We start from the raw sequence: 26,114 nt of genomic DNA, 5'->3' as shown, positions 1-26,114 counted from the left end.
AAGGGTTGCTCTCGAGGTTCTTGTCGACAGACTCTCTTCGACAGATGCTTCCTAGAGCAGCCTGCTTTCTTTCTACGGAGCCAGGCGAGCCACCTCCCAGCTATCATCGCGGCGGTGATAGCGCACGCGATCATGCAGGCGACTGGGTTGCCCTTGCCAGAATTCGATCATCTCCGGTACGACGCGATAGCCGCCCCAATGTACGGGTCGAGGAATGTCCTGACCTTCGTAGGCTTTTTCGAAGCGTTGCTGGCGCTGTTCGATCCAGCCGCGGTCAGGAATCACCACGCTTTGTGTCGCGATCCAGGCACCCAGCTGGCTGCCCCGGGGCCGACTGGAGAAATAGTCGTCTGATTCTTCTTCCGCCACGCGCTCGACGTGTCCTTCCACCCGTACCTGACGTGCCAGAGAGGGCCACCAGAAGGTCAGTGCGGCATGGGGAACATTGGCCAGCTCGCTGCCCTTATGGCTGTGGTAATTGGTGTAGAACACCATGCCGTTGGCATCGATGCCCTTGAGCAGCACAATCCGCGCATGGGGCAGTCCCTGACTATCTACCGTAGATAGTGTCATGGCATTGGCGTCCTGGGGTTCGCTATCCAGCGCGAGGGCAAACCACTCGTCGAACAAGGTGAAGGGGTCGTTCGGTACGCTGCCTTCGTCGAGAATACCGCCTTCATAGTCGCGTCGGATGTCCGCAATATCACGGGTCATGAGTGTCTCCAGTGGTATCCAATTAAGCAGTGAACGTGAGTTGTGTTCGGCTGGCCGCTACCCGAATCATCGCATCCACGAAAGTCGCTGTCGCCTTGCCAAGTCATCGTTTAGGCAGCGCACACCCAGGCCGTCGGGTTGCACCACGCCAACGGCCAACCAGGACGCATGGGGAGATGCCAACTGGTTCAGGCTTGGCGTAGCTGGCGCGAACGAAAGCGGGCGTAGGCGGTACAGCCAGCAAACAATACCAGCGCCACCACAGCCTCCAGGATGCCGCGACCACCCAGCCCTGGCAGGCTTGCGACCATGACTCCTTGAGCAAAGTACAGCAGGCTGACAAAGGCAAGCCAGGCGTGTCCACGCGGTCGCCGCGTAAGGATGGAAGGCAGAAAGAGGATCAACGGCAGGACGAAGGCGATCATCGGCCCGAATCGATTGCCGTCGGCCTCTACCGAGAACCCTCGATAGATCATCATGGCCAGCAGTGCGATAAACCCTACCAGCACTACCTGGCGTGCTCTCGTGGTGAGCTGATCCAGGCCCTTGCGTCGTTCCAGTTCCTCGAGCCAGGCCCTCATGATGCCGCCTTGCGGGCAGCCGAGAGCGCCAGCGTCAACCTGGCGATTCGTTCGCCTTGGGCAAAGGCGAGTTCGCGCTCGTGTTCATCCAGCGGACGATCGCTGCGGACCCCAGCGAGATGGCTGACACCGTAGGGAGTGCCGCCGCCTTGAGTGCGGGTGAGAGCCGTCTCACTGTAGGGCAGGCCAGCGTAAACCATGCCATGGTGCAGCAGCGGCACGAGCATGGTCATCAGCGTGGTTTCTTGCCCACCGTGGAGGCTGGAGGTGGAGGTGAAGGCGGTGGCCGGCTTGTCGATCAGTGCACCGGACAGCCATAACTCGCTGGTGCTGTCGAGAAAGTGCTTGAGCGGCGCAGCCATGTTGCCAAACCGCGTAGGACTGCCGATAGCAAGGCCGCTGGCATGGCGCAGATCATCGAGTTCGGCGTAGATAGCACCTTCCTCGGGAATCTCCGGATCTACCGCCTCACAGGTGGGCGACACCGGAGGAACCGTGCGGATCCTTGCATCCACTCCCGCGACCGACTCCACGCCGGCGGCAATCCGCTCTGCCAGAGCGCGTGTGGCGCCCTGGCGTGAATAGTAGAGGACCAGTACGTAGGGCAAATCCGACATGCGGTTTCCTATTGAGTTGACCAGTAAACGGCGTTGAGGGCAGGGCGTTCACCCCATGAAAAAGGCGGAGATCAATGGCCGCGGAGTGCTAGAACAGGCGTTTGATGTCTTCGGGTGGTCGTCCGATCACGGCACGCTGTCCGTCATCGAGAATCGGCCGTTGGAGGATACGCGGATGAGCCTGAATCGCCGCAATAACCTGTTCCGGGTCGTCACGATCGGCGCCCAGCGTTTTCCACTCGGTCTCGTTGGTGCGGACCAGGTCCCTAGGAGAGCCATCCAGACGCGCGATCAGCTCGCGCAGCTCCTGGCCGTTCAGGGGATCGTCCAGATAACGCCGGACCTGCGCCTCTATCCCGGCCTCCTCGAGCAGGGCAAGGGCTTCACGCGACTTGGAACAGCGCGGGTTATGCAGCAGGACGAGAGTGGCCATGACAGCTCCGACGGCAGGAGAAAGGGCTCACATTGTAATGCCCCGGCACCGGGCCCCACAACGCTGTGCGTATCCCGCACCGAAGGACCTGGGCGGCGAGATGGGTGAGCGCATCGTCTCGACGAACTTGCGCGTCAGTGAGGATCCAGACGCAGGTAGACCCAGGCCGGCGTACCATTGGCCAGCGCCACCCTGACCCGCTCGTAGCGCTGGCCCAGCCGCTCGTAGCGATCGAGGGCGCGTAATTCGTCGCCGTCGACCTGTAACAGCTGACCAGGCACGTAGGCCTGTGGCGCGGGCTCAAGGTCCAGGCCAACCCGCTCAAACCCACGCAATAGTGCAGGGCTTGTCTCTAGGTCGTCACCGGTAATCAGCCAGCGCACCCACGGCCAGCGCAGGGTGCCGTAGACAAAGACCCGATGTTCATCCGCCAAGTCGAGCTCTGAACGAGCCGAACTGACGGTTGTCGCTTGCGCTGGTGGCGTGTAGCCAAGTGGGCTCTTGTAGGTGTACCACAGCCAGCCAAGGCCGAGGATGCCGGCCATGACCAGAGCAAGGCACAGACGAGGGATCCAGCGTGACAGCAACGACATAAGCAGTGACCGCAAAGGGATGAGCGTTGGCACTGTAGCGTGGCCAGGAAGCCGTGCACAACGTTCTGCACGGGAAGAAGACGCCTGGCGCCGACGATGGCAGGGCGTTTGCACGATAGTCTATCGATGATCGACTTTGGCTTGCTAGGATAAAGACCCGATGACGAGGAGGTGCCCCATGACCGATTCCTTCCATGCCAGCGGAACTGACCATGGCCATGACGATATCGACTTCAAGACCATGATGGGGGATGTCCAGCCACTGCGCCGCAGCCAGAATCGTGCCGATGCAGGTCATCGGCCAGCAGCTCCAACCGAGTCACAGATCGCCAGGCGGCGCCATGCCCTGAGTGGCAACGATGGCGCGGACGGTTTGAGTGACGACTTCGTTGACCTGGTGCCTCCCTATGATCCGCTTGAGTTTCGGCGAGATGGCATTCAGATTGGCGTGATGGAGCGCTTGCGCCAGGGGGGCTACCCGGTGCAGGCCAGCCTGCATCTGTTGCGCAGACCGTTGTACGAGTGCCGTGCCAGCCTGCCGCAGTTTATTCGCGATGCTTACGCTGCTGATCTTCGCTCCGTGCTCATCGTTCACGGGCGCAGCCGAGAGATCGATGGCGCGGCCAATGTGCTGCGATCCTGTCTCGCCAAGTGGCTACCTACGCTGGAGGAGGTTCACGCTTTTGTTTCTGCGCAAGAGGGGGATGGAGGATTGGGCGCTACCTGGGTGATGCTACGCAAGAGCGAGCGTGCGCGATCGGCCAACCGGGAACGCCAGCAAAAACGTCGGGGCTAGTTCTGGTGCTTAGTGTCTCGTCCTTAGTCCTCAGTCCTTAGCCCCTAGTGTCCAGTACCTCTCGGCGGGGACTTGCTGCCAACCCTGACGGTAACAAGCAACCTCTACGTCAATAAGCTTCACCAAACAACAGCGCCGCCCCATTGGGCGGCGCTGTTGTCTTGAACCCTAGGTGACAGCAGATCAGTGCTGGCACATCAGCGGTTCAATGCTCCTGCGTCGTTTGACGTATCAGGCGACGGCGGTGTCACGCTGGCGCTCACGCGCTTCACGCTGGCGGCGAAGGAACATCGGTTCCGGGTTGTCGATAGACACCTGGTAGTGGCGGGAAAAGATGGTCAAGGCATTCAGCGCATCCTCGACGATCTGATCTTCGCGCAGGGAGAAGGCATCGAAGCCACAGCGAGCCATATAGGACAGCTGGTCGATGAGCACATCGCCTACAGCGCGAATTTCCCCGCTGATACCGTACCGTTCCCGCAGCACGCGCGCGAGGGTGTAGCCGCGACCATCGGTGAACTTGGGAAAGTCGATGGCGATCAGTGGCGCCTTGCGCAGCTCGGCCACGGTATCGTCATCCAGCACCGTGTCGCTGGGCAACCAGGGGGCCAGGTCGTCGCGACGCTCAGCGGCGAGCCAGATGTCCAGGCGCACGATGCTGCTGGGCTGGTCGGCAGAGGCTTCGTCTTCCAGGCGAACCCAGGAGTCCTCAGCCAGTCGACGCTCCTTGATGAGCGGACGCTGGGGCGTGTCCTGGAGGGTGGCTTCAGGCTGCATAGACAAACTCCTTGAAGGGTTTCAGGCCGATACGGCGATAGGTGTCGATAAAGGCTTCGTCGGGCTGACGCTCGCCAACATACACCTTGAGCACCTTGTCGATGACGTCCGGCACGTCTTCACGGAAGAACGAGGGGCCAAGGATCTTGCCCAATGACGCTTCGTTGCCCTGGCTGCCACCGAGCGAGATCTGGTAGTACTCCTCGCCTTTCTTGTCGACACCAAGAATACCGATATGGCCAACGTGATGGTGACCGCAGGCGTTCATGCAGCCGGAGATATTGAGGTCCAGCGGGCCGAGGTCATACAGGAAGTCGAGGCTTTCGAAGCGTTCCTGGATGGCTTGAGCCACCGGAATTGACTTGGCGTTGGCCAGGGCGCAGTAGTCACCGCCAGGGCAGCAGATCAGATCGGCCAGGGTGCCCACGGTGGGGTTGGCCAAGCCAAGCGCTTCCAGCTTGTGCCACAGCTCCTCAATCTGGTCCACGGCCACGTCGGACAGCACCAGGTTCTGCTCGTGGGTCACACGCAGTTCGCCGAAGCTGTAGTCGTCAGCCAGATCGGCGATCTGCGCCATCTGCTCTGAGGTGACGTCACCAGGCGACTGTCCGCTGCGCTTGAGAGACAGCGTGACGGCCTTGTACCCAGGCACCTTGTGATCGGTCACATTGTTGGTCACGAAACGGGCAAAGGCGCGGTTGTCGCGGCGCAACGCTTCGAAGGCCTCGATGGCCGATGCGTCCACGTCACGGCGGGGCGGATCGACAAAATGAGCGGCCATGTCGTCCACTGCCTGCTGATTGAGGGTCTGCACGCCGTCCTTCAGGTGCGCCCATTCTTCCTCGACCCGACGGCGCATTTCGTCGACGCCCAGGGCCTTGGTCAGAATCTTGATGCGCGCCTTGAACTTGTTGTCCCGGCGACCGAACTGGTTGTACACCCGCAGTACCGCTTCCAGGTACGTCAGCAGATGCTGCCAGGGCAGGTCTTCGCAGAGCGTCTCGCCAATCATCGGGGTACGCCCCAGGCCGCCTCCGACGAGGACCTTGATGCGCACGTCCCCGGCGTCGTTGCGCCACAGCTTGAGGCCGATGTCGTGCACCTGAATGGCAGCACGGTCCTGGGCAGCGCCGGTCACCGCGATCTTGAACTTGCGCGGCAGGTAGTAGAACTCCGGGTGGAAGGTCGACCACTGGCGAATCAGCTCGCACCAAGGCCGCGGATCCACTTCCTCGTCCCCGGCGATGCCGGAGAACTGGTCGGTGGTGGTGTTGCGGATATCGTTGCCGCTGGTCTGGATGGCGTGCATCTGCACACTGGCGAGCTCCGCCAGCATGTCAGGCACGTCTTCCAGCTTCGGCCAGTTGAGCTGAAGGTTGGTACGCGTCGTGAAATGCCCATAGCCACGATCATAGCGAGCAGCCAGCTCACCGAGCTTGCGCAGCTGGTAAGAGGCCAGCATGCCGTAGGGAATCGCGATGCGCAGCATGGGCGCGTAACGCTGCACGTACAGACCGTTCTGCACCCGAATCGGGAGGAATTCTTCCTCGCTGATCTTGCCTTCGAGATAGCGACGCATCTGGTCACGGAACTGTGCGACGCGTTCGTCGACCAGGGTCTGGTCATGATTGTCGTAGCGATACATTCTGCGCTTTCCTGCAGCCAGGGAATGACGGGACGTTGCGGGTTACTCTACCTGCACGCCATTATGCGATAAAAGAATAAATATTTATAGTTTGGGTGAAAATAGTAATAAGAGGCTTGTCAGCATACCCTCATACCGCCAGTTGTTGCCATCGGCGACGTTGCCAAATGATGGCAAAGCATAGTGAATTGAGGGCGCGATAGCCGAGCTGGCACCACCATACCGCCAATAGGCCAGCACCTTCATGGACGCCGAACCACCAGGCCAGCGGCAAGAACACCAGCCATTGGCACGCCAGGGTCAGCTGCATGACCGTGCGATTGGCCCCGGCACCCAGCAATGCCTGGGTGAACACCAGGGCGACGGCGTCAATCACGATCATCATGGCGGTCAACCGCAACGGGGCAACCCCGAGCGTGATCAGGTCGGGCTCGTGCAGGAACAGGCCCAGGACGGCGTGGGGAATCGTCAACATGGGGAGGGCCAGAAGGGCGAGCAGTAGCCAGGCCACCCTGACCGTGTCCCAGCCCCAGCGATGGGCCTTTTCCGGCGAGGCATTGCCCAGCGCTTCCCCCACTAGACTCATCGCCGCCATGCCCAGGCCAACACCCGGCAGAATCAACAGTAGCGACAGGTTGACCAGAACATGGCCGACCGCGACGCTGGCGGTATCGATCTGGCCAAGAATCCAGAATAGCACGGCGTAGCCGGCCGCAAACCAGAGCTGCTGAAAGGAGTGTGGGGTGGCGAGGCGAAGCGTCGTTGCCAGTGTCCTGGGGCAGGGGCGACGGGGCGTTCCCGCGCGGCGGCTGAGCCAGGCCCAGATGCCGAGACCGACTAACAGCGACAGGCTGCTGCCCAGGCCAGCGCCACTCACGCCCATGGCCGGCAGTCCCCAATAGCCAAAGATGAGTCCAACGCTTGCCACCAGGTTGACCGCCTGCATGATCAGCATGATGCGCAGGTACAGCCCGGTCTGCTGGATACCGTTCCAGTAGCCTCGATAGCAGAAGATCATGGCCACCGGCAGCAACGCTATCACCCGCCAGCGAAAGTAGCTCACGGCGAGAGCAGAGACGGCGCCATCATCATTCAGCCAACCGATGAGGGTTGGGGCCTGCCATAGACACAGCAGCATGAGAGGCAGACCAAGCAGGGCGGCCAGCGCCAGTCCAGATACCAGGGGTTCTGCACGAGGATCGCGAGATCCCGCGCTGACATCCGCCTCTCCGTGACGCCTGGCAACCTGGGCCTGGACTCCGGAGGACAGCCCAAACAGGCAGGCCGTGACCATGAACATGGCATACCCTCCCACCCCTGCGGCGGCCAGTTCCGTCTCGCCTAGCCGCCCTATCAGAGCGGCGTCCACCAGGTTCATCAGGCTCTGGCTAAGCATGCCCGCCATGATGGGGAGCGCCAGCCGCAGGATCATGTTCCAGCGGCTGAGCTCTGGCAGCAGCTTGCAGGTTGACGCCACGCGCATCAGGTGTCGTAGGACAGCACGGGCGAGAGCCAGCGCTCCATCTCGTCCAGCGCCATGCCCTTGCGGGTCGCCAGTGTCTCTACCTGGTCGCGGGTAATCTTGCCGGTAGAGAAGTACTTTGACTGCGGGTGCGAGAAATACCAGCCGGATACCGCTGCGGCGGGCCACATGGCGAAGCTTTCGGTCAGCTCGAGTCCGCTGTTGGCAGGGGCATCAAGCAAGCGGAACAGGGTGGCTTTCTCGGTATGGTCCGGGCAGGCAGGGTAGCCAGGGGCCGGTCGAATACCCTGATACTTCTCGGCAATCAGCGCTTCGTTGTCCAGCTGCTCTTCCGGTACGTAGGCCCAGAACTCCTTGCGTACCCGCTCATGCATCAGTTCGGCGAAGGCTTCCGCAAGGCGGTCGGCCAGGGCCTGAACCATGATGGCGTTGTAGTCATCACCGCGGGCCTTGTACTCGTTGGACAGGGCCTCGACGCCATGTCCTGCGGTGACGGCGAAGCCACCGATCCAGTCCGGCGTCCCGCTGTCCTTGGGGGCGACAAAGTCTGCCAGGCTATAGCAGACCCCCTCGCGGTTCTTGGTAGTCTGTTGGCGAATGTGATGCAGTCGTTCGATCACCTCGCTGCGGCTGTCATCGGCGTAGACCTCGATGACATCATCATCCACCGTATTGGCCGGCCACAGGCCAATCACGCCGCGGGCCTTGATGCGCCCCTCGTCGATCAACTTGCGCAGCATGACTTGAGCCTCGTCGAACAGCTGGCGTGCAGCCTCGCCGACGATCTCATCGTCCAGGATCTTCGGGAACTTGCCGACCAGCTCCCAGCTCATGAAGAAAGGCGTCCAGTCAATCCGTGCGACCAGGTCGTCAAGATCATAGTCGTCGAAGACCTTGAGGCCGGTGAAGGTCGGTGCCGGGGGGGTGTATCCCTGCCAGTCCAGCACGGGCTTGCGGGCGCAGGCGTCACGGTAGGAAAGGTCCGCTGCCTTGGGGCGGCGCTTGGCGTTGCGCTCGCGTACCTTTTCATACTCCTCACGCACTTCCTTGACGTAACTTTCCTTGAGGCCAGGAGACAGCAGGCGACCCGCGACGCCCACGGCGCGCGAGGCATCGGTCACGTAGATGACCGGCTCATCATACTGGGGCTCGATCTTGACCGCGGTGTGGGCCTTTGACGTGGTCGCGCCCCCGATCAGCAGCGGCAGCGAAAAGCCCTGTCGCTGCATTTCCTTGGCCACGTGCACCATCTCGTCCAGGGACGGCGTGATCAGTCCGGACAAGCCAATGATATCGGCGTTCTCCTCACGGGCCGTCTTCAGGATCTTGTCGGCAGGCACCATGACGCCAAGGTCGATGACCTCATAGTTGTTGCACTGAAGCACCACACCGACGATGTTCTTGCCGATGTCGTGGACGTCGCCCTTCACCGTGGCCATGACGATCTTGCCCTTGGCCTGGGTGTCCTCGCTCTTCTCCGCTTCGATATAGGGGATCAGATAGGCGACGGCCTGCTTCATCACTCGCGCCGACTTGACCACCTGGGGCAGAAACATCTTGCCGGCGCCGAACAGGTCGCCCACCACGTTCATGCCGTCCATCAACGGCCCTTCGATGACCTCGATAGGGCGGCTGGCTCTCTGGCGGGCCAGCTCCGTGTCCTCTTCAATGAAGGCAGTGATGCCTTTCACCAACGCGTGTTCAATGCGTTTTTCCACTTCCCAGCTGCGCCACTCCAGATCCTCCTTCTTGTCGCCGCTGGAGCCATCGCCGCGGTACTGATCGGCAATATCGAGGAGGCGTTCAGTGCTGTCGTCACGGCGGTTTAGGACAACGTCCTCGACCGCTTCACGCAGGGCTTCGGGCAGGTCGTCATACACCGCCAGCTGCCCCGCGTTGACGATCCCCATGGTCAGGCCCGCGCGAATGGCGTGGTACAGAAAGACCGAGTGGATGGCCTCGCGCACGGGATTGTTACCGCGAAACGAGAAGGACACATTGGATACGCCGCCGGAGACCATGGCATGGGGCAGATGTTCACGAATCCAGCGGGTGGCCTCGATGAAATCGACGGCGTAGTTGTTGTGCTCCTCGATGCCGGTGGCAATGGCAAAGATGTTGGGGTCGAAGATGATGTCTTCAGCAGGAAAGCCGATGTCATGGACGAGCACGTTGTAGGCTCGCTGACAGATCTCCGTCTTGCGCGCGAAGGTGTCCGCCTGGCCGGTTTCATCGAACGCCATGACGACGACCGCGGCGCCATGCCGGCGACACTCGGTGGCCTGGTGGCGGAAAGCGTCTTCGCCTTCCTTGAGCGAGATCGAGTTGACCACTGCCTTGCCTTGAATGCACTTCAGGCCCGCCTCGATGATGTCCCACTTGGAGGAGTCGACCATGATCGGCACGCGAGCAATGTCCGGCTCCCCGGCGATCAGGTTGAGGAAGCGCACCATGGCATCCTTGGACTCGAGCATGCCCTCGTCCATGTTGATATCGATCACCTGGGCGCCGTTCTCGACCTGCTCAAGTGCCACCTCGAGCGCAGTGGTGTAATCCTCTTCCTTGATCAGGCGCTTGAAGCGCGCCGAGCCGGTGACGTTGGTGCGCTCACCGACGTTCACAAACAGCGAGTCATGTTCGATGTTGAACGGCTCGAGGCCTGACAGGCGGCAGGCGCGGCTGCGCTGTGGAATCTGACGCGGCGTCAGGTCTTTGATGGCACGGTGGATCGCCGCAATGTGTTCCGGTGTGGAGCCACAGCAGCCGCCGATGATATTCACCAGGCCGCTGCGTGCGAACTCGGCCACGATGGCGGCCATCTCTTCAGGCGTCTGGTCGTATTCGCCAAATTCGTTGGGCAGGCCAGCGTTGGGGTGAGCCGATACGAAGGTGTCGGCCTTGGTGGACAGCTCCTCGATGTACGGCCGCAGCTCTTCAGCGCCCAGGGCGCAATTGAGGCCCACGGTCAGCGGCTGGGCGTGGCGCACGGAGTTCCAGAATGCCTCGGTCGTCTGCCCTGACAAGGTGCGGCCTGACGCGTCGGTGATGGTGCCCGAAATCATTACCGGCAGGCGCTGGCCGGTTTCGTCGAAGATCTCCTCCAGCGCGTAGATCGCGGCCTTGGCGTTCAGGGTATCGAAGATCGTTTCGATCATGATCAGATCGGCGCCACCGTCGATCAATGCCAGAGCCGCCTCGCGGTAGTTGTCGCGCAGAGCATCGAAGGTCACGTTTCGCTTGGCGGGGTCATTCACGTCTGGAGACAGGGACGCCGTCCGCGACGTCGGGCCCAGTACACCGGCGACGTAGCGAGCTACCCCAGTGTCCGCCTCGACCTCATCACACACCTGGCGGGCCAGACGAGCCGCTTCGCGGTTGAGCTCGGGCACCAGGGCTTCCATGCCATAGTCGGACTGCGACAGGCGGGTCGCATTGAAGGTATTCGTCTCGAGAATATCGGCGCCGGCCAGCAGGTAGTCGCGGTGAATCCGCGATACCAGGTCCGGGCAGGTCAGGACCAGCAGATCGTTATTACCCTTGACGTCCGAGGGCCAGTCCTTGAAACGCTCTCCACGAAACTCTTCTTCGCTCAGCGCTGCATTCTGCAGCATGGTTCCCATGCCACCATCCAGCATGAGGATGCGCTGGGAAAGGCTGTCGACGAGGCGGGCGGTCTGAGCGGTTGGTGCGGCTACGGCCATGGGAAGGTGGGTCTCCAGCTGGACGCTAGTCAGGTCGACTGACGCAGAATTTTTTATATGCCACCGCTTGCGTTGGCGTGGCTCGGCCCCCATGTGATTGGCGCAGACATGGCAAGTCGCCGGGGGATCCGTTCGAAAGGCGCACATCTTACCAAAGCGCTGGCCGTGGCGGCAGGGGCAATGGCGCTGTTGTCGCGATGCCGGATCCGTTCACCGTTGCGAGACATTCTTGAGTGTTTTACTCGGGATTGAGTCTGGGCCAGCTTGGGCTTACCATGCAGTCATCCAACCCGCAGTGGCCACGAGCCTTGAGTCAAGGCGGGGCGAACCAGTGAGAGAGCCATGAGCGAGAACATCCAGATCACCGACAGCGCACAGGATTACCTGGCCGAACTGCTCGAGAAGCAGAACGTCGACGGTATTGCGGTGCGGATTTTTATCACCCAGCCGGGTACCCCCTACGCAGAAACGTGTCTGGCCTACTGTCGTCCGGGTGAGGAAGAGCCCAGTGACGAGCGGCTTGAGCTCGACAAGATCGCCGTCTACCTGGACGCCAACAGCATTCCGTTCCTGGAGGAGGCCGTTGTCGACTTCAATGCGGATCGCATGGGTGGGCAGCTGACGATCAAGGCGCCCAACGCTAAGATGCCGAAGGTCAATGCCGACAGCCCGCTCGAGGATCGTATCAATTACATCCTGTACAGCGAAATCAACCCGGGCCTGGCCGCCCATGGTGGCGAGATCAAGCTGATCCAGCTGACCGACGATCAGGTGGCCGTGCTGGCCTTCGGTGGTGGCTGCCAGGGCTGTGCCGCGGTCGACCTGACGCTAAAGGAAGGGGTCGAAAAGACCTTGATGGAGCGGATTCCCGAGCTTGCCGGTATCCGTGACGTCACCGATCACACCGATACCACCAACGCCTATTATCGGTAAGTCATGCTCAGTTGATCGTCGGCCGCGATGGCTGGCGAGGCATCGGCGTCACCCATCTGTATGCCGAATGCAAAAAGCGCCGCTCTCTGGAGCGGCGCTTTTTTTATGGAGCACAGGGCGCGTCAGCTGTCGCGGCCTTGGTCTCGCTTGAGCTTGGATTCATCATTTGGTGAGGCAGCATCTTGCTCCCGCTGCTGCCGAGCCAGCGCCCAGATCTTCTCGTCGAGCTTTTCTTCCAGTCCCTTCAGTCGCTCTGTGTGGCTCGCTATCAGGCGACGCTGCTCCTCGATGCGTTCGTTGAGCAAATCCACTTCATGTCCGCGTGCGCGCAGCGCCTCTTCCGAACGAGATCGCTCCAGCTGCGTTTCTCGATGCCGTTTTTCCTCATCCGCAAGCTCCCCGCGCAGGGCGTGTAGCTGCTGCTGTAGCGTGTCGTGGCGCTGCTCGGCTTGCTTCAAGCGCTGGGCATGGGATTTCTCCAGCGCCTGTCGCTCGCGACGGGCTTCGTCCAGCATCGCCATCAGGCGTGCCTCTGCCGCTTCGTGACGCTGCTCTTCCTGGGCGAGCTTCTCGCGCTGCTGTTGCTGCTGCTCCTCCAGCGCACGCTGGAATTCCCTTGCTTCCTGCTCCTTGTCCTGTTGCAGGCGCTCGAGTTGATCCTGTTGCTGGCTACGGCGCTCGCGCTCCTTGGTCAGCAGCTCCTCCAGTCCCTGCTTTGCCGATGTCAGGTGAGCCGCCTCACTGGCAGCCTCCTGCAGGCGCGCTTCCACCGAGGAAAGGTGGGCAGCAAGGGCGCTCTCGCGCTGCTCCGCGTCTTCCGCGCGACGGTGGGCGGTAGCGACCTTCTCCAGTGCCGCCTCGACGTTACGGTCAGCTTCCTGGCGGTAATGGGCGAGGTTCTCGGCTGCCGCTTCCTGTGCCTTGGTCCATAACTCTTCTGCCAGTGACACGAGTTCTGCGGGCATCCCCTGAGGCGGTGGCACATCACGCCGCTCCTCACGCCGAGACCGCCATTCGCGCAGATGCTCGCTGATGGTGGTGAAGCTGCCAGTCCCAAGCACTTCGCGGATCTTCTGAACGCTAGGGGCTTCCTGCTGCTTCAGCAGAGTGTCCACCGCTCGCTGTACGTCGTCGTAGGTAATCCCTGTGCGGGCCATCGGGGTCTCCTTGAGCGGGCATGTTAGCGCCAGCGGCAGATCATGCCTGAATGCGGGGGTGCTGACTACGATCCAGTGTGTCCATTGGCCACGGCGGCGACCGCGGCCCATCGCCTCAGCGCTGTGCATGCGACGATTCTAGTGTAATTACACTACATACGTAAACGTAATAATATTTATGATAACGCCTGAAAAATCAAGATTACGCGCCTTATCTTGAATAATTGTCGCTGTAGGGGCAGCATGGAAGGGGCAGGGAGGGTGTTCAATCCATGGTGGTGACGGGCTTTATCAATGGCAGATAACGACAGATCTGGCGGAGGTGGCATGGCTGCCTGGCGCGCGGAGTCTTCTCAGTGGCTGGCAGCGCGGGAGGCGGATCGCCCAGGCGCGCTAATCGAGGCTAATGACGACTGGGAGGCTGTCACCTGCTGGTTGCAGGAGTACGCGGCAAGCCCGCAAACCCTCAGGGCCTACCGACGGGAGGCTGAGCGGCTGCTGCTGTGGCTGGCCGAGCGCCAGCAGGTCCTCGCGGGTTTGCGTCGCGCCGACATCGACGAGTTCGAACGATTCCTGGCCAACCCGGTGCCTGCGGAGCACTGGGTTGGGCCGACCAGGCCGCGCCAAGATCCACGCTGGAGGCCCTTTCGCGGGCCTCTGTCACCGTCGAGTCGGCGCCAGAGCCTGGTGATCCTGCAGGGCATGATGGCCTGGCTGGTGGAGGCCGGTTGGCTGTCGCGCAATCCGTTTCGATTGATGCGCGACAAGCGGCGGAGGCTCAATAATGGCCAGCGCAGGATCGAACGCTATCTGGAGCGTGCGTTATGGGACTGGCTATGGTCCTGGGCGAGTCGCCCGTTGCCTTTACTGGCGACGCAGCGCATGCGCTACCTTTGGTTCAGGCGCAGGCTGATACTGGGTTTTGGCTATCTATTGGCCCCGCGCATCAGCGAAATGAGCGCCGCACGCTTTGATGACATCGTTTCGAGAGAGGGGCGGTGGTGGTGGCAGGTCGTCGGCAAGGGGCAAAAGTTTGCCCAGATTCCGGTACCACCAGACATGCAGGAGCTGTTGGAGGAAGCCCGCTCGCTCTATGGAGTGTCAGATGCCTTGGGCACAGCGCAAGGTCCGATCTTGCGTCGACTCGATGGCCAGACACCGCTGGGCGACAACCAGCTCTATCGGATGATTCGCCAGACCTTTCGCGAGGCAGCAGAGGCGCTGGAAGAGGAGGGCGGTGAGGCGCGCTACGTTGCCCAACTGCGCGAGGCTACGCCACACTGGCTGAGGCATACCGGGCTGACCCATCAGGCCCAGGCCGGGGTGGAGCTGCGCTACCTGGCTGAGACTGCGCGTCATTCACGCCTGGACACAACGGCGATCTACCTTCACTCGGAAGATGAAGAGTGGCACCGTCAGCAGTCCCTGCACCGATTGACGCGTTAGCCATGGCCAGCATGGCCAGGCGTCTGGCTGGGATTTCAGAGGCTGGGTTCTACGAGGACTGGTTTCAGGAACAATCTGACAGAACGGTTTCAGGGCCTGAAATGGCCGCGCTTACGCGCGAGATAGCGATCGGCGTGCTCGGTCAGTGCCTTGACGTCTGACTTGTAGCCGCGATCTAGCTGGTAGGCTGCCACGGCAAGTGCCAGTGTGGCGGCCAGCATGATCAGCATGGCGATGTGAAAGGTCATTACTTATCCCTCCAGGTCAGCAGGGCCTTTGCATAGGATGCCACGAGTGCGAGCCCGAAGCCAATACAGGCACCCCATAGCGGCTTTGCGGTGTTGGCCACGACCAGGGTGGCATGACTGTCCTTGTCGGCAAAGAACAGGGCGATCAAGGACAATGCACCCACGGTGGTGCCTGCTCGGTCCGCCAGGTCAAGCAAATTGGTCAGGATTGCCGCACGCTTGGCCCGTCGCTGGGCGGCCAGGTGCGCGATGATGTCTTCCAGTTGCTGCGATGTCAGCCCACGTTCGTGCTCAGGCGTTTCCTTGCCAGCCAAGGCATGGCGCGAGCGAGCGTCTTCCAGGTAGCGGTCAAGTTGCTTCTCGAGAGCGGCAAGCCGACGGTCGCGGGGCTGTCGTTTTCCCGGTCCTTCGGGAGGGTGTTCTGCCATATAGACTCCGTGGCGGCGCTAAAGCCCAGTTCTAAAATGCCCAGTTCTGAAAGCCCAGCTCTGAAAAGCCCGTTTCTGAAAAGCCCAGCTCGTGAAACCGGGCCGCTAACACCTACTTGCCAGAACGAGTGGCGAATACCCGGCCGTTATAACCGGGTTGTCATGCCCGATGTATTACGACCGAGACATCAAGTCGACGCATCACAGCGAGTCACCACGTTGTGGCCAGGTATCCGATGTTACCGACAATGGAGCATGGTCGAGCGTTTCCGAGCCTGGCTTATCGCCGATAGCGATACCATGCATTCATCGCTGGGGGTAAAGCGGCTACAGTCTAGCACGCTCGCTGTCGTCTTCATGTCCGCGGTTGGTCTTCATGTTCGCAGTAGAAGGGTGGCCGCGGGAGGGACGACGCCGGGGGCGTGGTAAAGGTATACTGGCGCGAGCTATTTCAGGGAGTTTCCATGACCACTACCGCGGAACAGGCCCAGCAGGAGCTGCTGGAAGAATTCGAGTTGTTCGACAACTGGATGGATCGCTATCAGTACATCATCGACATGGGCAAGGCGCTGCCGCCCTTTGCTGAAGAAGACAAGCGGGATGAGCTAAAGATCCAGGGCTGTCAGTCAAATGTGTGGATGCGCCACGAGCGTCAGGGCGACCTGCTGCACTTCGCTGCCGTTTCGGATGCGGCTATCGTATCTGGGCTGATTGCGGTGCTGCTGCGGATTTACAATGAGCGCACGCCATCCGACATCCTCGCCACCAGTCCTCATTTTCTCAAGGATCTGGGGCTCGACAAGCACCTGTCGCCGACCCGTAGTAACGGACTCAATGCGATGCTGCAGAGGATTTATCGCGTCGCCGAGCAAGAGGCGGCGTAACGGTCCGGCAAGGTCGAGCGCTAGAGATACACGAAAGCTGTCGCTCCGCCGGGCTTGGCAGAGTCAAGGGAGTGTTGCGTAGGCCCGCCAAGCGCCGCGACTCGTCTGCGTAGGCATTTATGCAGTGTCTCCCTATAGGTTCCGCTAAGGGCGAGGCCGAAAATGATCATCCAGCTCAGGATCATCGCGACACAGCTGTTCACTGGGCCCGCCCGGCACGGGATCGATGCCACCCTCGGCACCGGGATGACAGCGAAGTATGCGTTTCACTGCCAACCACCCACCCCGCAGTGGGCCATGCACGACGATGGCTTCATGGCTGTAGTGAGAGCAGCTCGGCCAGTAGCGACAGCGTGGCCCCAGCACCGGACTGATCACCGTCTGATAGACACGGATGACACCGAGCAGTGGCAGTGACAGCCAGCGCTTGATCCCCTGTTGACGGGGGAGTGCTAGCTCTCCAGGTGTCTGCTGCAAAGGAGCCGAGGGGGAGGCGTCTGCATGCTCCTCGCCACAGCAACAGCCTGCATGATGCTGTAGAAGGGGCGGCGGCGGAGCAGGGCGGGCGCCATGCTGTGCCGGAGTGCCCGTCTCGCCCGTGTGAGGGTCGACCCGGTTACCATCGCTCACCTGGGCAGTGCTTGATTGACTGCCACGGCGTGCATCACTTCTTGTTGTAGAGCTCATTGGGGTCCATCAGCGGGGCGCTGGTGATGCGCGCCTGCTGGTCCTCCAGTCCCACGTAGAAGCAGCTACGACGTCCGGTGTGACAGGCAGGTCCGGTCTGATCGACCTGAAGCAGCAGGGTGTCGCCATCACAGTCCAGCGAAGCGCTTCTCAAATGCTGCTGCTGCCCGGAGGTCTCCCCTTTGCGCCACAGTTTGCTGCGCGAGCGTGAGTAATAGCATACGCGCCCAGTGCTCAGGGTTTCCTGCAGGGCCTCGCGGTTCATCCACGCCATCATCAGCACCTCGCCACTATCGTGCTGCTGGGCAATGGCAGGCAGCAGCCCGTCCCCATTGAAACGAACGTGGTTCAGCACCTCTTCGAGGGAGTGGCAGCTGTCCTTGGGTTCGCTCTCGAGGCGTTTCATGAAATCGCTCATGGGGCTCCGTTGTCGGTGGAATGGGTAGAGGTTCCATTGTGGGCTGAGCTATCGTCGCCGCGGGATTGGCACTGCTGGCACAGGCCGTGAAGCTCGATGGTCTGACGCTGTACCTTGAAACCCAGGGATCGAGCTCGTGCGGACAACTCCTCATTGATATCGTCCAGATGCAGTTCTTCCACGAGCCCGCACTGACGGCAGATCAGCAGTTGAAAGCGATGAGCATGCTCAGGACACGGGCATGCCACATAGGCATTGGAGGACTCGATGCGGTGGACCAGCCCCTGTTCGATCAGAAACTCCAGAGCACGATAGACCGTCGGCGGCCGCGCGGCCGCATGGTCCTTGGCCAGCCGGTCCAGAAGATCATAAGCCTTCAGTCCACCGCAGGCGTCGGCAATAAGCTCGAGCACGCGGCGACGAATCGGCGTGAAGCGTACACCACGTCGGGCGCAGTGTTCTTCAGCCTGTTGCAGCAGGGCGGTATCGGTCATGGGGGCCTAAAAGTGCAAATCCAGATGTCAGTCTACCTGCTGGCTCAGGTGCGAGCCAGCAAGCAGGCGGGTCAGATGGCTTCGGCTGGGCTGTCCTGCAGCTCTCCTTGGCGAGCAAAATGGTGCTGGGCGAAGGCGACCCGTTCGGCTGCATTGCGCGACGTTGTCTGTGCCTCGATCAGGTCCAGGCGACGACGCAACCCCTCACCGTTGGCCATCTGGATGGCCAGGCCTGGCCTCGCGTTGAGCTCAAGCAGCATCGGGCCGCGATCTCGGTCGAGCACCATATCGGTACCCAAGTAGCCAAGACCGGTCATTTCAAAGCAGCCGGAGGCCAGCTCCAGCAAGGTGGTCCAGCCGGTAATTTGCAAGCTGGCCAACTCGTGCCCGGTATCGGGATGGTCGGTGCGCGCGCGGTCAAACTGGACGCCGCGAACAGCTCGTCCGCTGGCGATATCGATGCCGACGCCTACTGCCCCCTGGTGGAGGTTAGCCTTACCATCCGAAGCAGCAGTGGACAGGCGCATCATCGCCATGACGGGATATCCCTGAAACACGATGACGCGAATATCCGGCACACCTTCATAGGTGTAAGCCGCGAAGGAAGTGTCGAAGTTGATCAGCGCCTCGACCAGCGCCACATCGGGTGCTCCGCCGAGGGAGTAAAGACCGGAGAGGATGTTCGAGACGTGCCTCTCGATGTCCTCGATATCGAGCTCGGCGCCGCTTGGCTTGATGAAATGCCGGCCTTCGACACGTTCGATCACCAGGATGCCCTTGCCGCCGCTGCCCTTGGCCGGCTTGATGACGAAGCCATTATGGCCCGCCAGCATGTCGCCAATCCGCTTGACGCCGAACTGGGTAGACACCGTGCCGATCAACTCGGGGGTGGTGATGCCATACTCCTGAGCGAGCAGTTTGGTTTTGAGCTTGTCGTCCACCAGGGGGTAAAGCTTGCGGCTATTGTATCGGCCGATGTAGCGGATGTTGCGCCGGTTCATACCGATAATCCCCTTGGCCCTCAGCTTGCCTGGGCTGGTCCAATCACGCATGAATCAGTCCTCCGTCACCGGCTTGAAGCGCCGGAGTTCGAGCAGGCGATAGCCGGTGTAGTTGCCCAGCAGCAGGATGAAGGCCATCAGGATCAGCTGCAGCCCGAGGAAGTTGAAGGTGATATGGCGAATCCAGGGATTGTTCATGGCCAGGTAAGCCAGCACCGCTGTCAGCAGACTGCCACCACCCTGAATCAGTACCTGCTTGGGGCCTTCTTCCTCCCACAGGATGGACATTCTTTCTATGGTCCAGGACAGAATGATCATCGGGAAGAAGGTGATCGTGAGGCCGGCATTGAGCCCGAATCGATAGGACAAGACCGTGAAGATGGAGATGATGGCGATGACCGTTATGATCACCGCCGTCACCCTCGCCACCAGCAATAGATTCAGGTGCGACAGGTAGCTACGAATCACCAGGCCTACCGCTACCACCAGCAGGAAGCCAATCAGGCCGGTCAGCAGGGATGTCTGGATGAAGGCCAGGGCAATCAGCACGGGCATGAAGGTGCCCGAGGTCTTGATTCCCACCAGTACCCGCAGCAGCACCACCACCAGAGCGCCGATGGGAATCAGCAGGATGGTCTGGAACAGCGCCTGTTCTTCCAACGGCAGGCTGTGGATCGAGAAGTTGAGCAGGGTGTCACTGTCTTCCGCCAGCTGGCTTCTGACCGCTGCCGCAGCGGGCTGATTGCGGACCAGCATGGAGAAGGAAATCCGCGAGTCGCTGCCGCCTTCCACTTCCAGAACAGCGTTGCCGGCGCTTTCCCACATCAGCAGGTTGTCGGGTTTGCCCTGTTCACCGGTGGCAGGGTTGAACAGGGCGCGCTGGTCACCGTCGTAGACTTCGATCCAGGAAGTCAGACTCTGGCGGCGGCGTCCGCTCTCGAGCATCAGGCCGTTGACTTCACGCGCGGCAACTCCCGCCTGGTTGAGCAGACGGACGGCGAGGGGGACACGATCAAACTGAGTCAGCAGCAGACGGGCGTTCTCGCCCTGACGGTTGTCCGCAAATTCGCTCAGCAGTTCCCGGGCGAAGGTGAAGGCATCCGAGGAGCGGTCCCAGGCACGGTCGATGACCTGCTGGGCGGCAGTATCGTAGGGCCGTTGCCACGCCACATCGCTGACGGGCGGAGGCGGAGGCGGCTCTGATGCCTTGCGTCCGCCTTCGGTCACCAGGACCTGGGCCGTGTAATAGAGACGCTGGTCACCGCTGGCTTCACGGGTGGACCATTCCGCACGGCGCGCGCCATCCTGCTGCAGGAAGGCAAGCCCGTAGCCCGGGGACGCGGTGTGTTCAGTCAGCACCCGGAAACCCGGTTGGGAGGAGGGCAGAGCCATGTCCACCTTGGCCGGCTTGCCATCGCCATCAAAGGTGACCTGAGCCTCGATTTCCCAGACCTGGCGCTGTTCACCCGGGGTCCATGGCACCTCGAATTCCACGTGGCGATGGATGCTTGTAGCGATGCCGACCACCATCAGCAGGGCGACGATCAGATAAAAGGGCAATCTGGACATGGGTCTTCCTTAAACGGGAGCGAAAGGCCAGCCAGCTGAGGGCTGGCACACAGCGTTCGGTCAGGGCTGTTCCTGATCATCACGATCGGCCGCTTCTTCATCAGCAGCTTCGCTGGCGGATTCCCCTCCTGGGAATTCGGGGCGGTCGTGCAGGTAGTGGCGAGCCACATCAATAACGGCAATGTCGAGCAGGAATCGCCGCCCAAGCAGCACCGGGTAGCTCAGGTGGGTACGGTCATTGAGGGTGAACTCTACCTGTTCACGAATGGGACCAAGGGTCATCAGCAGGCTGACCACCGGACGACTTTCCTCACCATTGGCCTGAACGATGGTGACATTGCGCTTGACCGGTGCTTCGATCCACTTGTCTCGCACCGATTCGACCACAGAGTCCTTGTCGTTCAGCCCAAGCTTGAAACGAACCCACTCATCACCATCTCGTTCGAAGGTGGTGACATCGGTGGCGGACAGCGACGAGGTGTTGGCCCCGGAGTCGATTCTGGCCTTCAGATACGTGCCGACGTTGGGCAAGCCGACCCACTCGCTGCGCCCGAGCAGCTCCTTGTTGTCGATGCCAGACTCGGTAGAGGCCTCACACTGGGCAACCTGAACATTGGCCTGTGAGGTGTCTCGGTCCAATGCCTCAAGGTCGCTGCGGACGCCGCGGAGCAGACTGCCGACTTCACGGATATCGGCGGTCATGCGCAGGTCCTGGGCGCGCTGGGCGCTCAGCACATCCTCGGTAATGTTGCACTGGCCGGCCAGGCGGGTTTCCAGCCGCTGCATTTCAGCGTGAAATTCTGCCGGCGTAAGAGGCTCGGGGGGCGGTTGTGTATCGACCGGTGCCAGAGCACAGCCTCCCAGCATGACAGCGGCGGCCAGAGGAATCATACAGGTCGGTCGAAGAGGCATGACGCTAGCGTCCTTGTATCGGCATCGGCAAAAAGGTTTGGCTGACGGCCTGCGCCCTAATGACGCATCCGAATGAACCAAATTGAAGGGATGATAAGGAGCGATGCCTGCGCTGTCCATGCTGGCACATGGGCGAAAGGAGGATTCAAGTCCCGCTGGGTGCGTGGTTGGTGAAGGCGAGACGCACTGGCGGCGTCGCGGGAAGGTCGCAGGAGCGAAGTCCGTGCGTCATATCCAGCCCAGCACGGGCGTCCTCGCAACATGTAAGTGAACATAGCTACCGACCAAGCCGTCAGCAACGCTCGGTATATCAGCACTCTAAGGTAAATGTTGTGCCAATTATCGGTTTCAGCTCTCGTTCAGAACCAGGATCACTGAGCGATATTCGCGCTGTCTTGTCTGCTCAGTGATGCCGGGTTCATACTCAATTGGCTTTTACAGCACTGTCAGGCCCCTTCATGCCGAGGAAACCATCCTGGTGTGGTGCAGATGATGTGCCATAACTTATTGGGGATTGCATTCCTGGCAGGGTCTTGTGACATATCCATGGCCTTCCGGACGTGGGTTTCCTCGCCTGCCTTGGCGGGTTGTCCAAGGCCACCAGGTGCACCTTGTAGAGGGATCGCCCCGGTGTTCTCACCGGAGCGAGCGTGGGAGAGCGATGTGCAGGGGATTACCGCTTGGGGATCACAGTCGCTCCCTGAAGAACGGCACCAGGGCGTCGAGGGCCTGCCGCACCGGTTCGGGTTGGTCATAGAGGTCGTAGTGCGACCAGCCTTCGGCGACGACAATATGCTTATCCTTTGAGACGGCGCGGCCATAGATCTCCCAACCATCGCGATAGGCACCGAAGCCGCCGGGCTTGTCGCCGATGATCACCATTAACGGCTGGGTCAGCAGTACTTCCGCCTGCAGGAAGGCGTCCCAGCCCATCGCGGCGCTGTTGAAAGAGAACAGCCCACTGGTGGCGCCATTGGGTTGCTGGCCGCGGGGCGACTTGTAGTAGTCGGTGGCCTCCAGCACGTCGATGTCGTTGATACCGTTGTTCCGGCCATCCTCTACCGACGGCGGCAGATAGTCGATGATGTGACGTGGTGCGCCCTGGGCCTCTGCCGTGCGCTGCTGGGCCATGGCTTGAAGCGCGCCGATCGGGTCGAACTCGCTGAAGCTCTCGCGGATCAGTCGACCGAAGTTCACCCCCGTGATTGAGACCAGAGCCTTGATGCGATGATCTGTCATCGCTGCATGGATGGTGTAGCCACCTCCACCGCATACGCCGATGGCGCCGATCCGCTCGGCATCGACATAGGGCAGGGTGACCAGATAGTCGATGGCGAAACGGATGTCGGAGACGCGAATCGCCGGGTCTTCGATATAGCGTGGTGCGCCGCCGCTGGCACCCTGGAAGCTGGCATCGAAGGCCAGCACTACGAAGCCTTGCTCGGCGAGCGCCTTCGCGTAGACATTGCCGGACGTCTGTTCCTTGCAGCTGCCGATGGGATGGGTGCTGACGATGGTCGGATAGCGCCGTTTTTCATCGAAGGCCGGCGGCAGGTAGAGATCAGCCGAGGTTTCCCAGCCGAGATTCTGGTAGCTGACGTTCTGAACATGGCTCATGACGGACTCCTTCACGAATGGTGAGGTTTGACAGACAGAAGAGTGGTAGCTGAAGCACCCGGCAGGCACTTTGGCGCCCGCCTTCTCATTGGTCTGGATAGCTCTGGAAAGCTCTGGCTTTACAGTGTTTCCCGGAAGAACGGGGCCAACACCGATACGGCTTCCTCGACGTAACCGGGTACGTCATACAGCGACATGTGATTGGCGTTCTCCACCACATGGAAGCGCTTGTCCTGGCTGGCGGCGCGCGCATACAGGTCATCGCTCATCCACTTGCTGCCCGCCGCGCTGCCGGCCACCACCTGCAGGGGCTGGGTCAGAAAGGCCTCAGCCTTGTGATAGGCATCGTAGGTGATGATCTGGGTGAGGCTTCGAGCCGTCATAAAGCCGGGCGCATTCGGATGCTGGCAGCGCGGGGTGTGGTAGTACTCCCAGGCTTCTGCCAGTTCCTCGTTCGGCGCGTCTTCACGGCGCATCGGTGCCAGGGGCAGGGTGGCCAGATCACCGTTGCCAGCATCTTCGGTACGGGCCTGTGAGCCGTGCTGAATCAGCGGCAGGGCATCTGCATCGGCGACGCTGCCATCCCATCCGTTGCGGAACATCTGGCCGATATTCACCGCGCTCACGGTACCCAGCGCCTTGATGCGGCGGTCGTTAATGGCGGCGTTAGCGGTGTAGCCCCCGCCGGCGCAGACCCCCATAGCGCCGATGCGCTCGGCATCGATGTAAGACTGGGTAGTCAGATAGTCGATCACGGCGCTGATGTCTTCGGTGCGCACGTGGGGGTTCTCCAGCTGGCGGGGCTCGCCGCTGCTCGCACCCTGATACGAGGCATCATAGGCGATGGCCACAACACCGCCCTCCGCCAGGTGCTTGGCGTACAAGCCGGCGGTTTGCTCCTTTACGCCGCCACCAGGGTGCGAGACCACTACGGCGGGATAAGCCTTGCCGTCATCGAAGCCGGCAGGGAAATGAATATCCGCGGCGAGGGTGGTACCTTGGCCGTTGAGGGTCGGGATGCTGACGCTTTTCATGCTGAGGCTCCTATCGGGATCATCGGGTGTGTACCGCTCAATACCGACAAGATTAGGAGCTCTACTGTTTTCGATAAACGGCTCTATAATGACATGACTGTTAAGTCACGGTTACCAATATGCCCTTGGATCCCACGCAATACCCGGGACTGGTGTGGTTCTTCCACATTGCCCGCCATCGCAGCTTCACCAGGGCCGCCACCGAGATGGAAGTGTCGCGTGCCGCGCTGTCCCAGCAGCTCAAGACTCTGGAGCAGCAGCTGAACGTTCGTCTGTTGAATCGAACCACTCGGAACATGTCATTGACTGAAGAAGGGCAGCGACTTTATGACTCGCTGAAGCCAGCTCTGGGGTCCATTGAGCGGGCCGTCTCAGAAGTGGGCGAGGCCCAGGCGGAGCCGTCGGGGGTCATCCGGATCAATACATCCCGGGTCGCGTCCCGACTGTTGCTGGAACCTCGAATGGACGAATTTCTCGCTCGCTACCCAAAGTTGCGACTGGAGCTCGTCATGAACGATGGCTTTTCCAACATCGTCTCCGAAGGGATGGATGCCGGATTGCGTCTCGGGGAGAGCTTGGATGAGCATATGGTGGCTGTGCCGGTGACACCGCCGATCGAGATGGCCATCGTTGCCTCTCCCGAGTACATCAAGCGGCACGGTATCCCGACGACGCCAGCCGATCTCGTCCAGCACAACTGTCTGGGTTATCGATTCGCGTCAAGCGGTGCGATCGATCGTTGGGGTTTTACCTCACCAGAGCCAGACGGGCGAAGCCTGGTGTTTGAACCCAAAGGAAACGTGATCTTCAATGATGACGACAGCATGTTGAATGCTGCAGTCAGAGGGGTCGGCTTGGTGAAGCATCTGGATCTGTGCGTCCGTCAGCAACTGTCGGACGGAACCTTGGTTCGGGTACTGCAGCCGTGGTGTCAGCCTTTTTCCGGGTTCTATCTGTACGTGCCATCGCGAGCGCACATGCCTGCCAAGATCCGAGCACTGATTGATTTCCTGGTAGACCAGCGATCGAGCTTCGAGCGGAAGTGATCGCGTGCAAAGGATCTCTTGGCATTGATCCCTGATGAAGGACGGGCCAGGGTAGGGCTCAGTGCTGTCTCGCCATTCGCGGGCCATTCGCGGGCCATTCGCTGGCTTAAAGCAGCTACCCAAGGCGATGCCTGAGCTCAAGGTATGCCACCAGTCCTGGTATCTCTGGATCAAGCCTGGTATCTCTGGATCCAGCGTTTTCGGGTCTGGGCTATCCAGGTCGATGCTTTCCACATCTCCCTTCACACTGCGTATTTAACATAATATAGATTATGCGAACTATAGAAGAATGGCTCACTGATGGCAGTCCCACCCGTTATTCCCTATATTTACTGTACGACACTTTTACAAGGATCTTTGCAATGTACAGTAAAATCCGATGGGTCGCCGGGCTGGCCGTGCTTCTGATATTGGTGAGTTGCGCCAATGTCGACGTCGCACGCTACGCTGGAACGACGCCGCGGCTCGATATCGCCGAGTACTTCGACGGCCAGACGCGAGCCTGGGGCATGGTCCAAGACTACAGCGGCGAGGTGCAGCGACGCTTCACCGTCGACATTGAAGGTCGCGTCGACGGCGATACCCTGACCCTGGATGAGCGATTCACCTACGCGGACGGTGAAAAGGACCGTCGGGTGTGGACCTTCGAGCGAGGTGACGGTGGACGCTGGCAAGGCCGTGCCAGCGACGTCGAGGGCGTTGTCATGGCACGTCAGGCGGGTCACGCCTTCCACATGCGCTACCCACTCGAGGTTCGTGTCGGCGAGCGGGACATCACCTTCACCATGGATGACTGGATGTACCTGCAGCCAGACGGTCGATTGATCAATCGCACCACCATGTCAAAGTTCGGTGTGACGCTCGGGGAAGTCACACTGGTGTTCGAGCGTACTCCCTAAC

26 protein-coding genes are annotated in these 26,114 nt (G+C 60.9%); 6 read left to right on the top strand and 20 right to left on the bottom strand.

All coding sequences use genetic code 11. The annotated features are described in order from the left end of the window. Positions 1–72: 72 nt before the first annotated feature. The 5 genes from pdxH to JF545_RS03375 all read right to left on the bottom strand — a co-directional run bounded on the left by pdxH (position 73) and on the right by JF545_RS03375 (position 2,938). Positions 73–714, bottom strand: a complete 642-nt coding sequence (gene pdxH, locus JF545_RS03395; protein ID WP_206938828.1) for a pyridoxamine 5'-phosphate oxidase — start codon at positions 712–714, stop codon at positions 73–75. Positions 715–902: 188 nt separating this feature from the next. Continuing rightward, complete coding sequence (locus tag JF545_RS03390; protein WP_206938826.1) at positions 903–1,295, bottom strand: DUF2069 domain-containing protein; 393 nt, start codon at positions 1,293–1,295, stop codon at positions 903–905. Then, entirely contained in the window at positions 1,292–1,912 is a 621-nt protein-coding gene (gene wrbA, locus JF545_RS03385; RefSeq protein WP_206938824.1) for an NAD(P)H:quinone oxidoreductase, read from the bottom strand. The genes JF545_RS03390 and wrbA overlap by 4 nt, the downstream gene beginning before the upstream one ends. An 88-nt stretch (positions 1,913–2,000) precedes the next feature. Then, on the bottom strand, positions 2,001–2,345 hold the full coding sequence (arsC, locus tag JF545_RS03380) for an arsenate reductase (glutaredoxin) (RefSeq protein ID WP_206938822.1): 345 nt from the start codon (positions 2,343–2,345) through the stop codon (positions 2,001–2,003). A gap of 134 nt (positions 2,346–2,479) precedes the next feature. After that, positions 2,480–2,938, bottom strand: a complete 459-nt coding sequence (locus tag JF545_RS03375; RefSeq protein ID WP_206938820.1) for a gamma-glutamylcyclotransferase family protein — start codon at positions 2,936–2,938, stop codon at positions 2,480–2,482. A 178-nt stretch (positions 2,939–3,116) separates the two neighbouring features. Here JF545_RS03375 and smrA point away from each other — a divergent pair, with 178 nt between their 5' ends. Next, positions 3,117–3,734 (top strand): DNA endonuclease SmrA, encoded by a 618-nt coding sequence (gene smrA, locus JF545_RS03370; protein ID WP_206938818.1) that lies wholly within the window; start codon positions 3,117–3,119, stop codon positions 3,732–3,734. Between the two features lie 231 nt (positions 3,735–3,965). Here the strand turns inward: smrA and JF545_RS03365 are convergent, their stop codons facing one another. From JF545_RS03365 to metH, 4 genes are all read right to left on the bottom strand, one after another. Continuing rightward, positions 3,966–4,511, bottom strand: coding sequence for a DUF934 domain-containing protein (locus JF545_RS03365; protein ID WP_206938816.1), 546 nt, complete (start codon positions 4,509–4,511; stop codon positions 3,966–3,968). Further along, entirely contained in the window at positions 4,501–6,156 is a 1,656-nt protein-coding gene (locus tag JF545_RS03360; protein ID WP_206938814.1) for a nitrite/sulfite reductase, read from the bottom strand. Before JF545_RS03360 ends, JF545_RS03365 begins: the two co-directional genes overlap by 11 nt. Before the next feature lie 130 nt (positions 6,157–6,286). Further along, on the bottom strand, positions 6,287–7,639 hold the full coding sequence (locus tag JF545_RS03355) for an MATE family efflux transporter (protein ID WP_206938812.1): 1,353 nt from the start codon (positions 7,637–7,639) through the stop codon (positions 6,287–6,289). Then, positions 7,639–11,340, bottom strand: coding sequence for a methionine synthase (metH, locus tag JF545_RS03350; RefSeq protein WP_206938811.1), 3,702 nt, complete (start codon positions 11,338–11,340; stop codon positions 7,639–7,641). Before metH ends, JF545_RS03355 begins: the two co-directional genes overlap by 1 nt. A gap of 342 nt (positions 11,341–11,682) precedes the next feature. Here metH and nfuA point away from each other — a divergent pair, with 342 nt between their 5' ends. Further along, positions 11,683–12,273, top strand: coding sequence for a Fe-S biogenesis protein NfuA (gene nfuA, locus JF545_RS03345; RefSeq protein ID WP_206938806.1), 591 nt, complete (start codon positions 11,683–11,685; stop codon positions 12,271–12,273). Between the two features lie 122 nt (positions 12,274–12,395). On the opposite strand, the gene JF545_RS03340 is transcribed toward nfuA, so the two are convergent. Beyond that, on the bottom strand, positions 12,396–13,430 hold the full coding sequence (locus tag JF545_RS03340) for a DNA-binding protein (RefSeq protein WP_206938796.1): 1,035 nt from the start codon (positions 13,428–13,430) through the stop codon (positions 12,396–12,398). Positions 13,431–13,757: 327 nt separating this feature from the next. Here JF545_RS03340 and JF545_RS03335 point away from each other — a divergent pair, with 327 nt between their 5' ends. After that, complete coding sequence (locus JF545_RS03335; protein WP_206938777.1) at positions 13,758–14,876, top strand: tyrosine-type recombinase/integrase; 1,119 nt, start codon at positions 13,758–13,760, stop codon at positions 14,874–14,876. A gap of 89 nt (positions 14,877–14,965) precedes the next feature. On the opposite strand, the gene JF545_RS03330 is transcribed toward JF545_RS03335, so the two are convergent. Both JF545_RS03330 and JF545_RS03325 read right to left on the bottom strand, forming a co-directional pair. After that, positions 14,966–15,124, bottom strand: a complete 159-nt coding sequence (locus JF545_RS03330) for a hypothetical protein (RefSeq protein WP_206938775.1) — start codon at positions 15,122–15,124, stop codon at positions 14,966–14,968. Then, complete coding sequence (locus tag JF545_RS03325; RefSeq protein WP_206938773.1) at positions 15,124–15,552, bottom strand: hypothetical protein; 429 nt, start codon at positions 15,550–15,552, stop codon at positions 15,124–15,126. Before JF545_RS03325 ends, JF545_RS03330 begins: the two co-directional genes overlap by 1 nt. Positions 15,553–16,016: 464 nt before the next feature. Between JF545_RS03325 and JF545_RS03320 the strand changes: the two genes are divergently transcribed. Continuing rightward, on the top strand, positions 16,017–16,436 hold the full coding sequence (locus JF545_RS03320; protein ID WP_206938771.1) for a SufE family protein: 420 nt from the start codon (positions 16,017–16,019) through the stop codon (positions 16,434–16,436). Positions 16,437–16,580: 144 nt separating this feature from the next. On the opposite strand, the gene yidD is transcribed toward JF545_RS03320, so the two are convergent. The 8 genes from yidD to JF545_RS03280 form a co-directional block, all read right to left on the bottom strand. After that, positions 16,581–16,868: a membrane protein insertion efficiency factor YidD gene (gene yidD / locus JF545_RS19905; RefSeq protein ID WP_315899984.1), complete on the bottom strand. Its 288-nt coding sequence runs from the start codon at positions 16,866–16,868 to the stop codon at positions 16,581–16,583. 232 nt (positions 16,869–17,100) lie between these two features. Further along, positions 17,101–17,541 (bottom strand): phosphoribosyl-AMP cyclohydrolase, encoded by a 441-nt coding sequence (gene hisI / locus JF545_RS03310; protein WP_206938761.1) that lies wholly within the window; start codon positions 17,539–17,541, stop codon positions 17,101–17,103. Continuing rightward, on the bottom strand, positions 17,538–18,035 hold the full coding sequence (locus JF545_RS03305; RefSeq protein ID WP_206938751.1) for a transcriptional repressor: 498 nt from the start codon (positions 18,033–18,035) through the stop codon (positions 17,538–17,540). The genes hisI and JF545_RS03305 overlap by 4 nt, the downstream gene beginning before the upstream one ends. 71 nt (positions 18,036–18,106) lie before the next feature. Beyond that, positions 18,107–19,087, bottom strand: a complete 981-nt coding sequence (locus JF545_RS03300; RefSeq protein WP_206938750.1) for an alpha-L-glutamate ligase-like protein — start codon at positions 19,085–19,087, stop codon at positions 18,107–18,109. Between the two features lie 3 nt (positions 19,088–19,090). Then, positions 19,091–20,605, bottom strand: a complete 1,515-nt coding sequence (locus JF545_RS03295) for an inactive transglutaminase family protein (protein WP_206938748.1) — start codon at positions 20,603–20,605, stop codon at positions 19,091–19,093. 60 nt (positions 20,606–20,665) lie between these two features. Beyond that, the gene (locus JF545_RS03290) at positions 20,666–21,517 is read right to left on the bottom strand and encodes an ATP-dependent zinc protease family protein (protein ID WP_206938746.1); all 852 of its coding nucleotides are present in this window, start codon (positions 21,515–21,517) and stop codon (positions 20,666–20,668) included. 687 nt (positions 21,518–22,204) lie between these two features. After that, positions 22,205–23,134 carry an alpha/beta hydrolase gene (locus JF545_RS03285; protein ID WP_206938744.1) on the bottom strand — a complete coding sequence of 310 codons (930 nt, stop codon included), beginning with the start codon at positions 23,132–23,134 and terminating at the stop codon, positions 22,205–22,207. Between the two features lie 119 nt (positions 23,135–23,253). Then, complete coding sequence (locus JF545_RS03280; RefSeq protein ID WP_206938742.1) at positions 23,254–24,168, bottom strand: alpha/beta hydrolase; 915 nt, start codon at positions 24,166–24,168, stop codon at positions 23,254–23,256. A 119-nt stretch (positions 24,169–24,287) separates the two neighbouring features. On the opposite strand from JF545_RS03280, the gene JF545_RS03275 reads away from it, so the two are divergent. Further along, positions 24,288–25,214 carry a LysR family transcriptional regulator gene (locus tag JF545_RS03275; protein ID WP_206938740.1) on the top strand — a complete coding sequence of 309 codons (927 nt, stop codon included), beginning with the start codon at positions 24,288–24,290 and terminating at the stop codon, positions 25,212–25,214. Positions 25,215–25,576: 362 nt separating this feature from the next. Continuing rightward, a complete protein-coding gene (locus tag JF545_RS03270; RefSeq protein ID WP_206938738.1) occupies positions 25,577–26,113 on the top strand; it encodes a DUF3833 domain-containing protein in 537 nt (178 codons plus the stop codon). Position 26,114 lies beyond the last annotated feature (1 nt).

Origin of the sequence: Halomonas litopenaei (assembly GCF_017303055.1) — a bacterium.
GTDB lineage: Bacteria > Pseudomonadota > Gammaproteobacteria > Pseudomonadales > Halomonadaceae > Halomonas > Halomonas litopenaei_A.
Note: the sequence above shows the minus strand (reverse complement) of the source record. Positions and strands in the feature narration are given on the sequence as shown.

Coding starts and splice junctions, on each gene's coding strand:
- pdxH (WP_206938828.1), bottom strand. CDS start 714: ATGACCCGTGATATTGCGGACATCCGACGCGACTATGAAGGCGGTATT.
- JF545_RS03390 (WP_206938826.1), bottom strand. CDS start 1,295: ATGAGGGCCTGGCTCGAGGAACTGGAACGACGCAAGGGCCTGGATCAG.
- wrbA (WP_206938824.1), bottom strand. CDS start 1,912: ATGTCGGATTTGCCCTACGTACTGGTCCTCTACTATTCACGCCAGGGC.
- arsC (WP_206938822.1), bottom strand. CDS start 2,345: ATGGCCACTCTCGTCCTGCTGCATAACCCGCGCTGTTCCAAGTCGCGT.
- JF545_RS03375 (WP_206938820.1), bottom strand. CDS start 2,938: ATGTCGTTGCTGTCACGCTGGATCCCTCGTCTGTGCCTTGCTCTGGTC.
- smrA (WP_206938818.1), top strand. CDS start 3,117: ATGACCGATTCCTTCCATGCCAGCGGAACTGACCATGGCCATGACGAT.
- JF545_RS03365 (WP_206938816.1), bottom strand. CDS start 4,511: ATGCAGCCTGAAGCCACCCTCCAGGACACGCCCCAGCGTCCGCTCATC.
- JF545_RS03360 (WP_206938814.1), bottom strand. CDS start 6,156: ATGTATCGCTACGACAATCATGACCAGACCCTGGTCGACGAACGCGTC.
- JF545_RS03355 (WP_206938812.1), bottom strand. CDS start 7,639: ATGCGCGTGGCGTCAACCTGCAAGCTGCTGCCAGAGCTCAGCCGCTGG.
- metH (WP_206938811.1), bottom strand. CDS start 11,340: ATGGCCGTAGCCGCACCAACCGCTCAGACCGCCCGCCTCGTCGACAGC.
- nfuA (WP_206938806.1), top strand. CDS start 11,683: ATGAGCGAGAACATCCAGATCACCGACAGCGCACAGGATTACCTGGCC.
- JF545_RS03340 (WP_206938796.1), bottom strand. CDS start 13,430: ATGGCCCGCACAGGGATTACCTACGACGACGTACAGCGAGCGGTGGAC.
- JF545_RS03335 (WP_206938777.1), top strand. CDS start 13,758: ATGGCTGCCTGGCGCGCGGAGTCTTCTCAGTGGCTGGCAGCGCGGGAG.
- JF545_RS03330 (WP_206938775.1), bottom strand. CDS start 15,124: ATGACCTTTCACATCGCCATGCTGATCATGCTGGCCGCCACACTGGCA.
- JF545_RS03325 (WP_206938773.1), bottom strand. CDS start 15,552: ATGGCAGAACACCCTCCCGAAGGACCGGGAAAACGACAGCCCCGCGAC.
- JF545_RS03320 (WP_206938771.1), top strand. CDS start 16,017: ATGACCACTACCGCGGAACAGGCCCAGCAGGAGCTGCTGGAAGAATTC.
- hisI (WP_206938761.1), bottom strand. CDS start 17,541: ATGAGCGATTTCATGAAACGCCTCGAGAGCGAACCCAAGGACAGCTGC.
- JF545_RS03305 (WP_206938751.1), bottom strand. CDS start 18,035: ATGACCGATACCGCCCTGCTGCAACAGGCTGAAGAACACTGCGCCCGA.
- JF545_RS03300 (WP_206938750.1), bottom strand. CDS start 19,087: ATGCGTGATTGGACCAGCCCAGGCAAGCTGAGGGCCAAGGGGATTATC.
- JF545_RS03295 (WP_206938748.1), bottom strand. CDS start 20,605: ATGTCCAGATTGCCCTTTTATCTGATCGTCGCCCTGCTGATGGTGGTC.
- JF545_RS03290 (WP_206938746.1), bottom strand. CDS start 21,517: ATGCCTCTTCGACCGACCTGTATGATTCCTCTGGCCGCCGCTGTCATG.
- JF545_RS03285 (WP_206938744.1), bottom strand. CDS start 23,134: ATGAGCCATGTTCAGAACGTCAGCTACCAGAATCTCGGCTGGGAAACC.
- JF545_RS03280 (WP_206938742.1), bottom strand. CDS start 24,168: ATGAAAAGCGTCAGCATCCCGACCCTCAACGGCCAAGGTACCACCCTC.
- JF545_RS03275 (WP_206938740.1), top strand. CDS start 24,288: ATGCCCTTGGATCCCACGCAATACCCGGGACTGGTGTGGTTCTTCCAC.
- JF545_RS03270 (WP_206938738.1), top strand. CDS start 25,577: ATGTACAGTAAAATCCGATGGGTCGCCGGGCTGGCCGTGCTTCTGATA.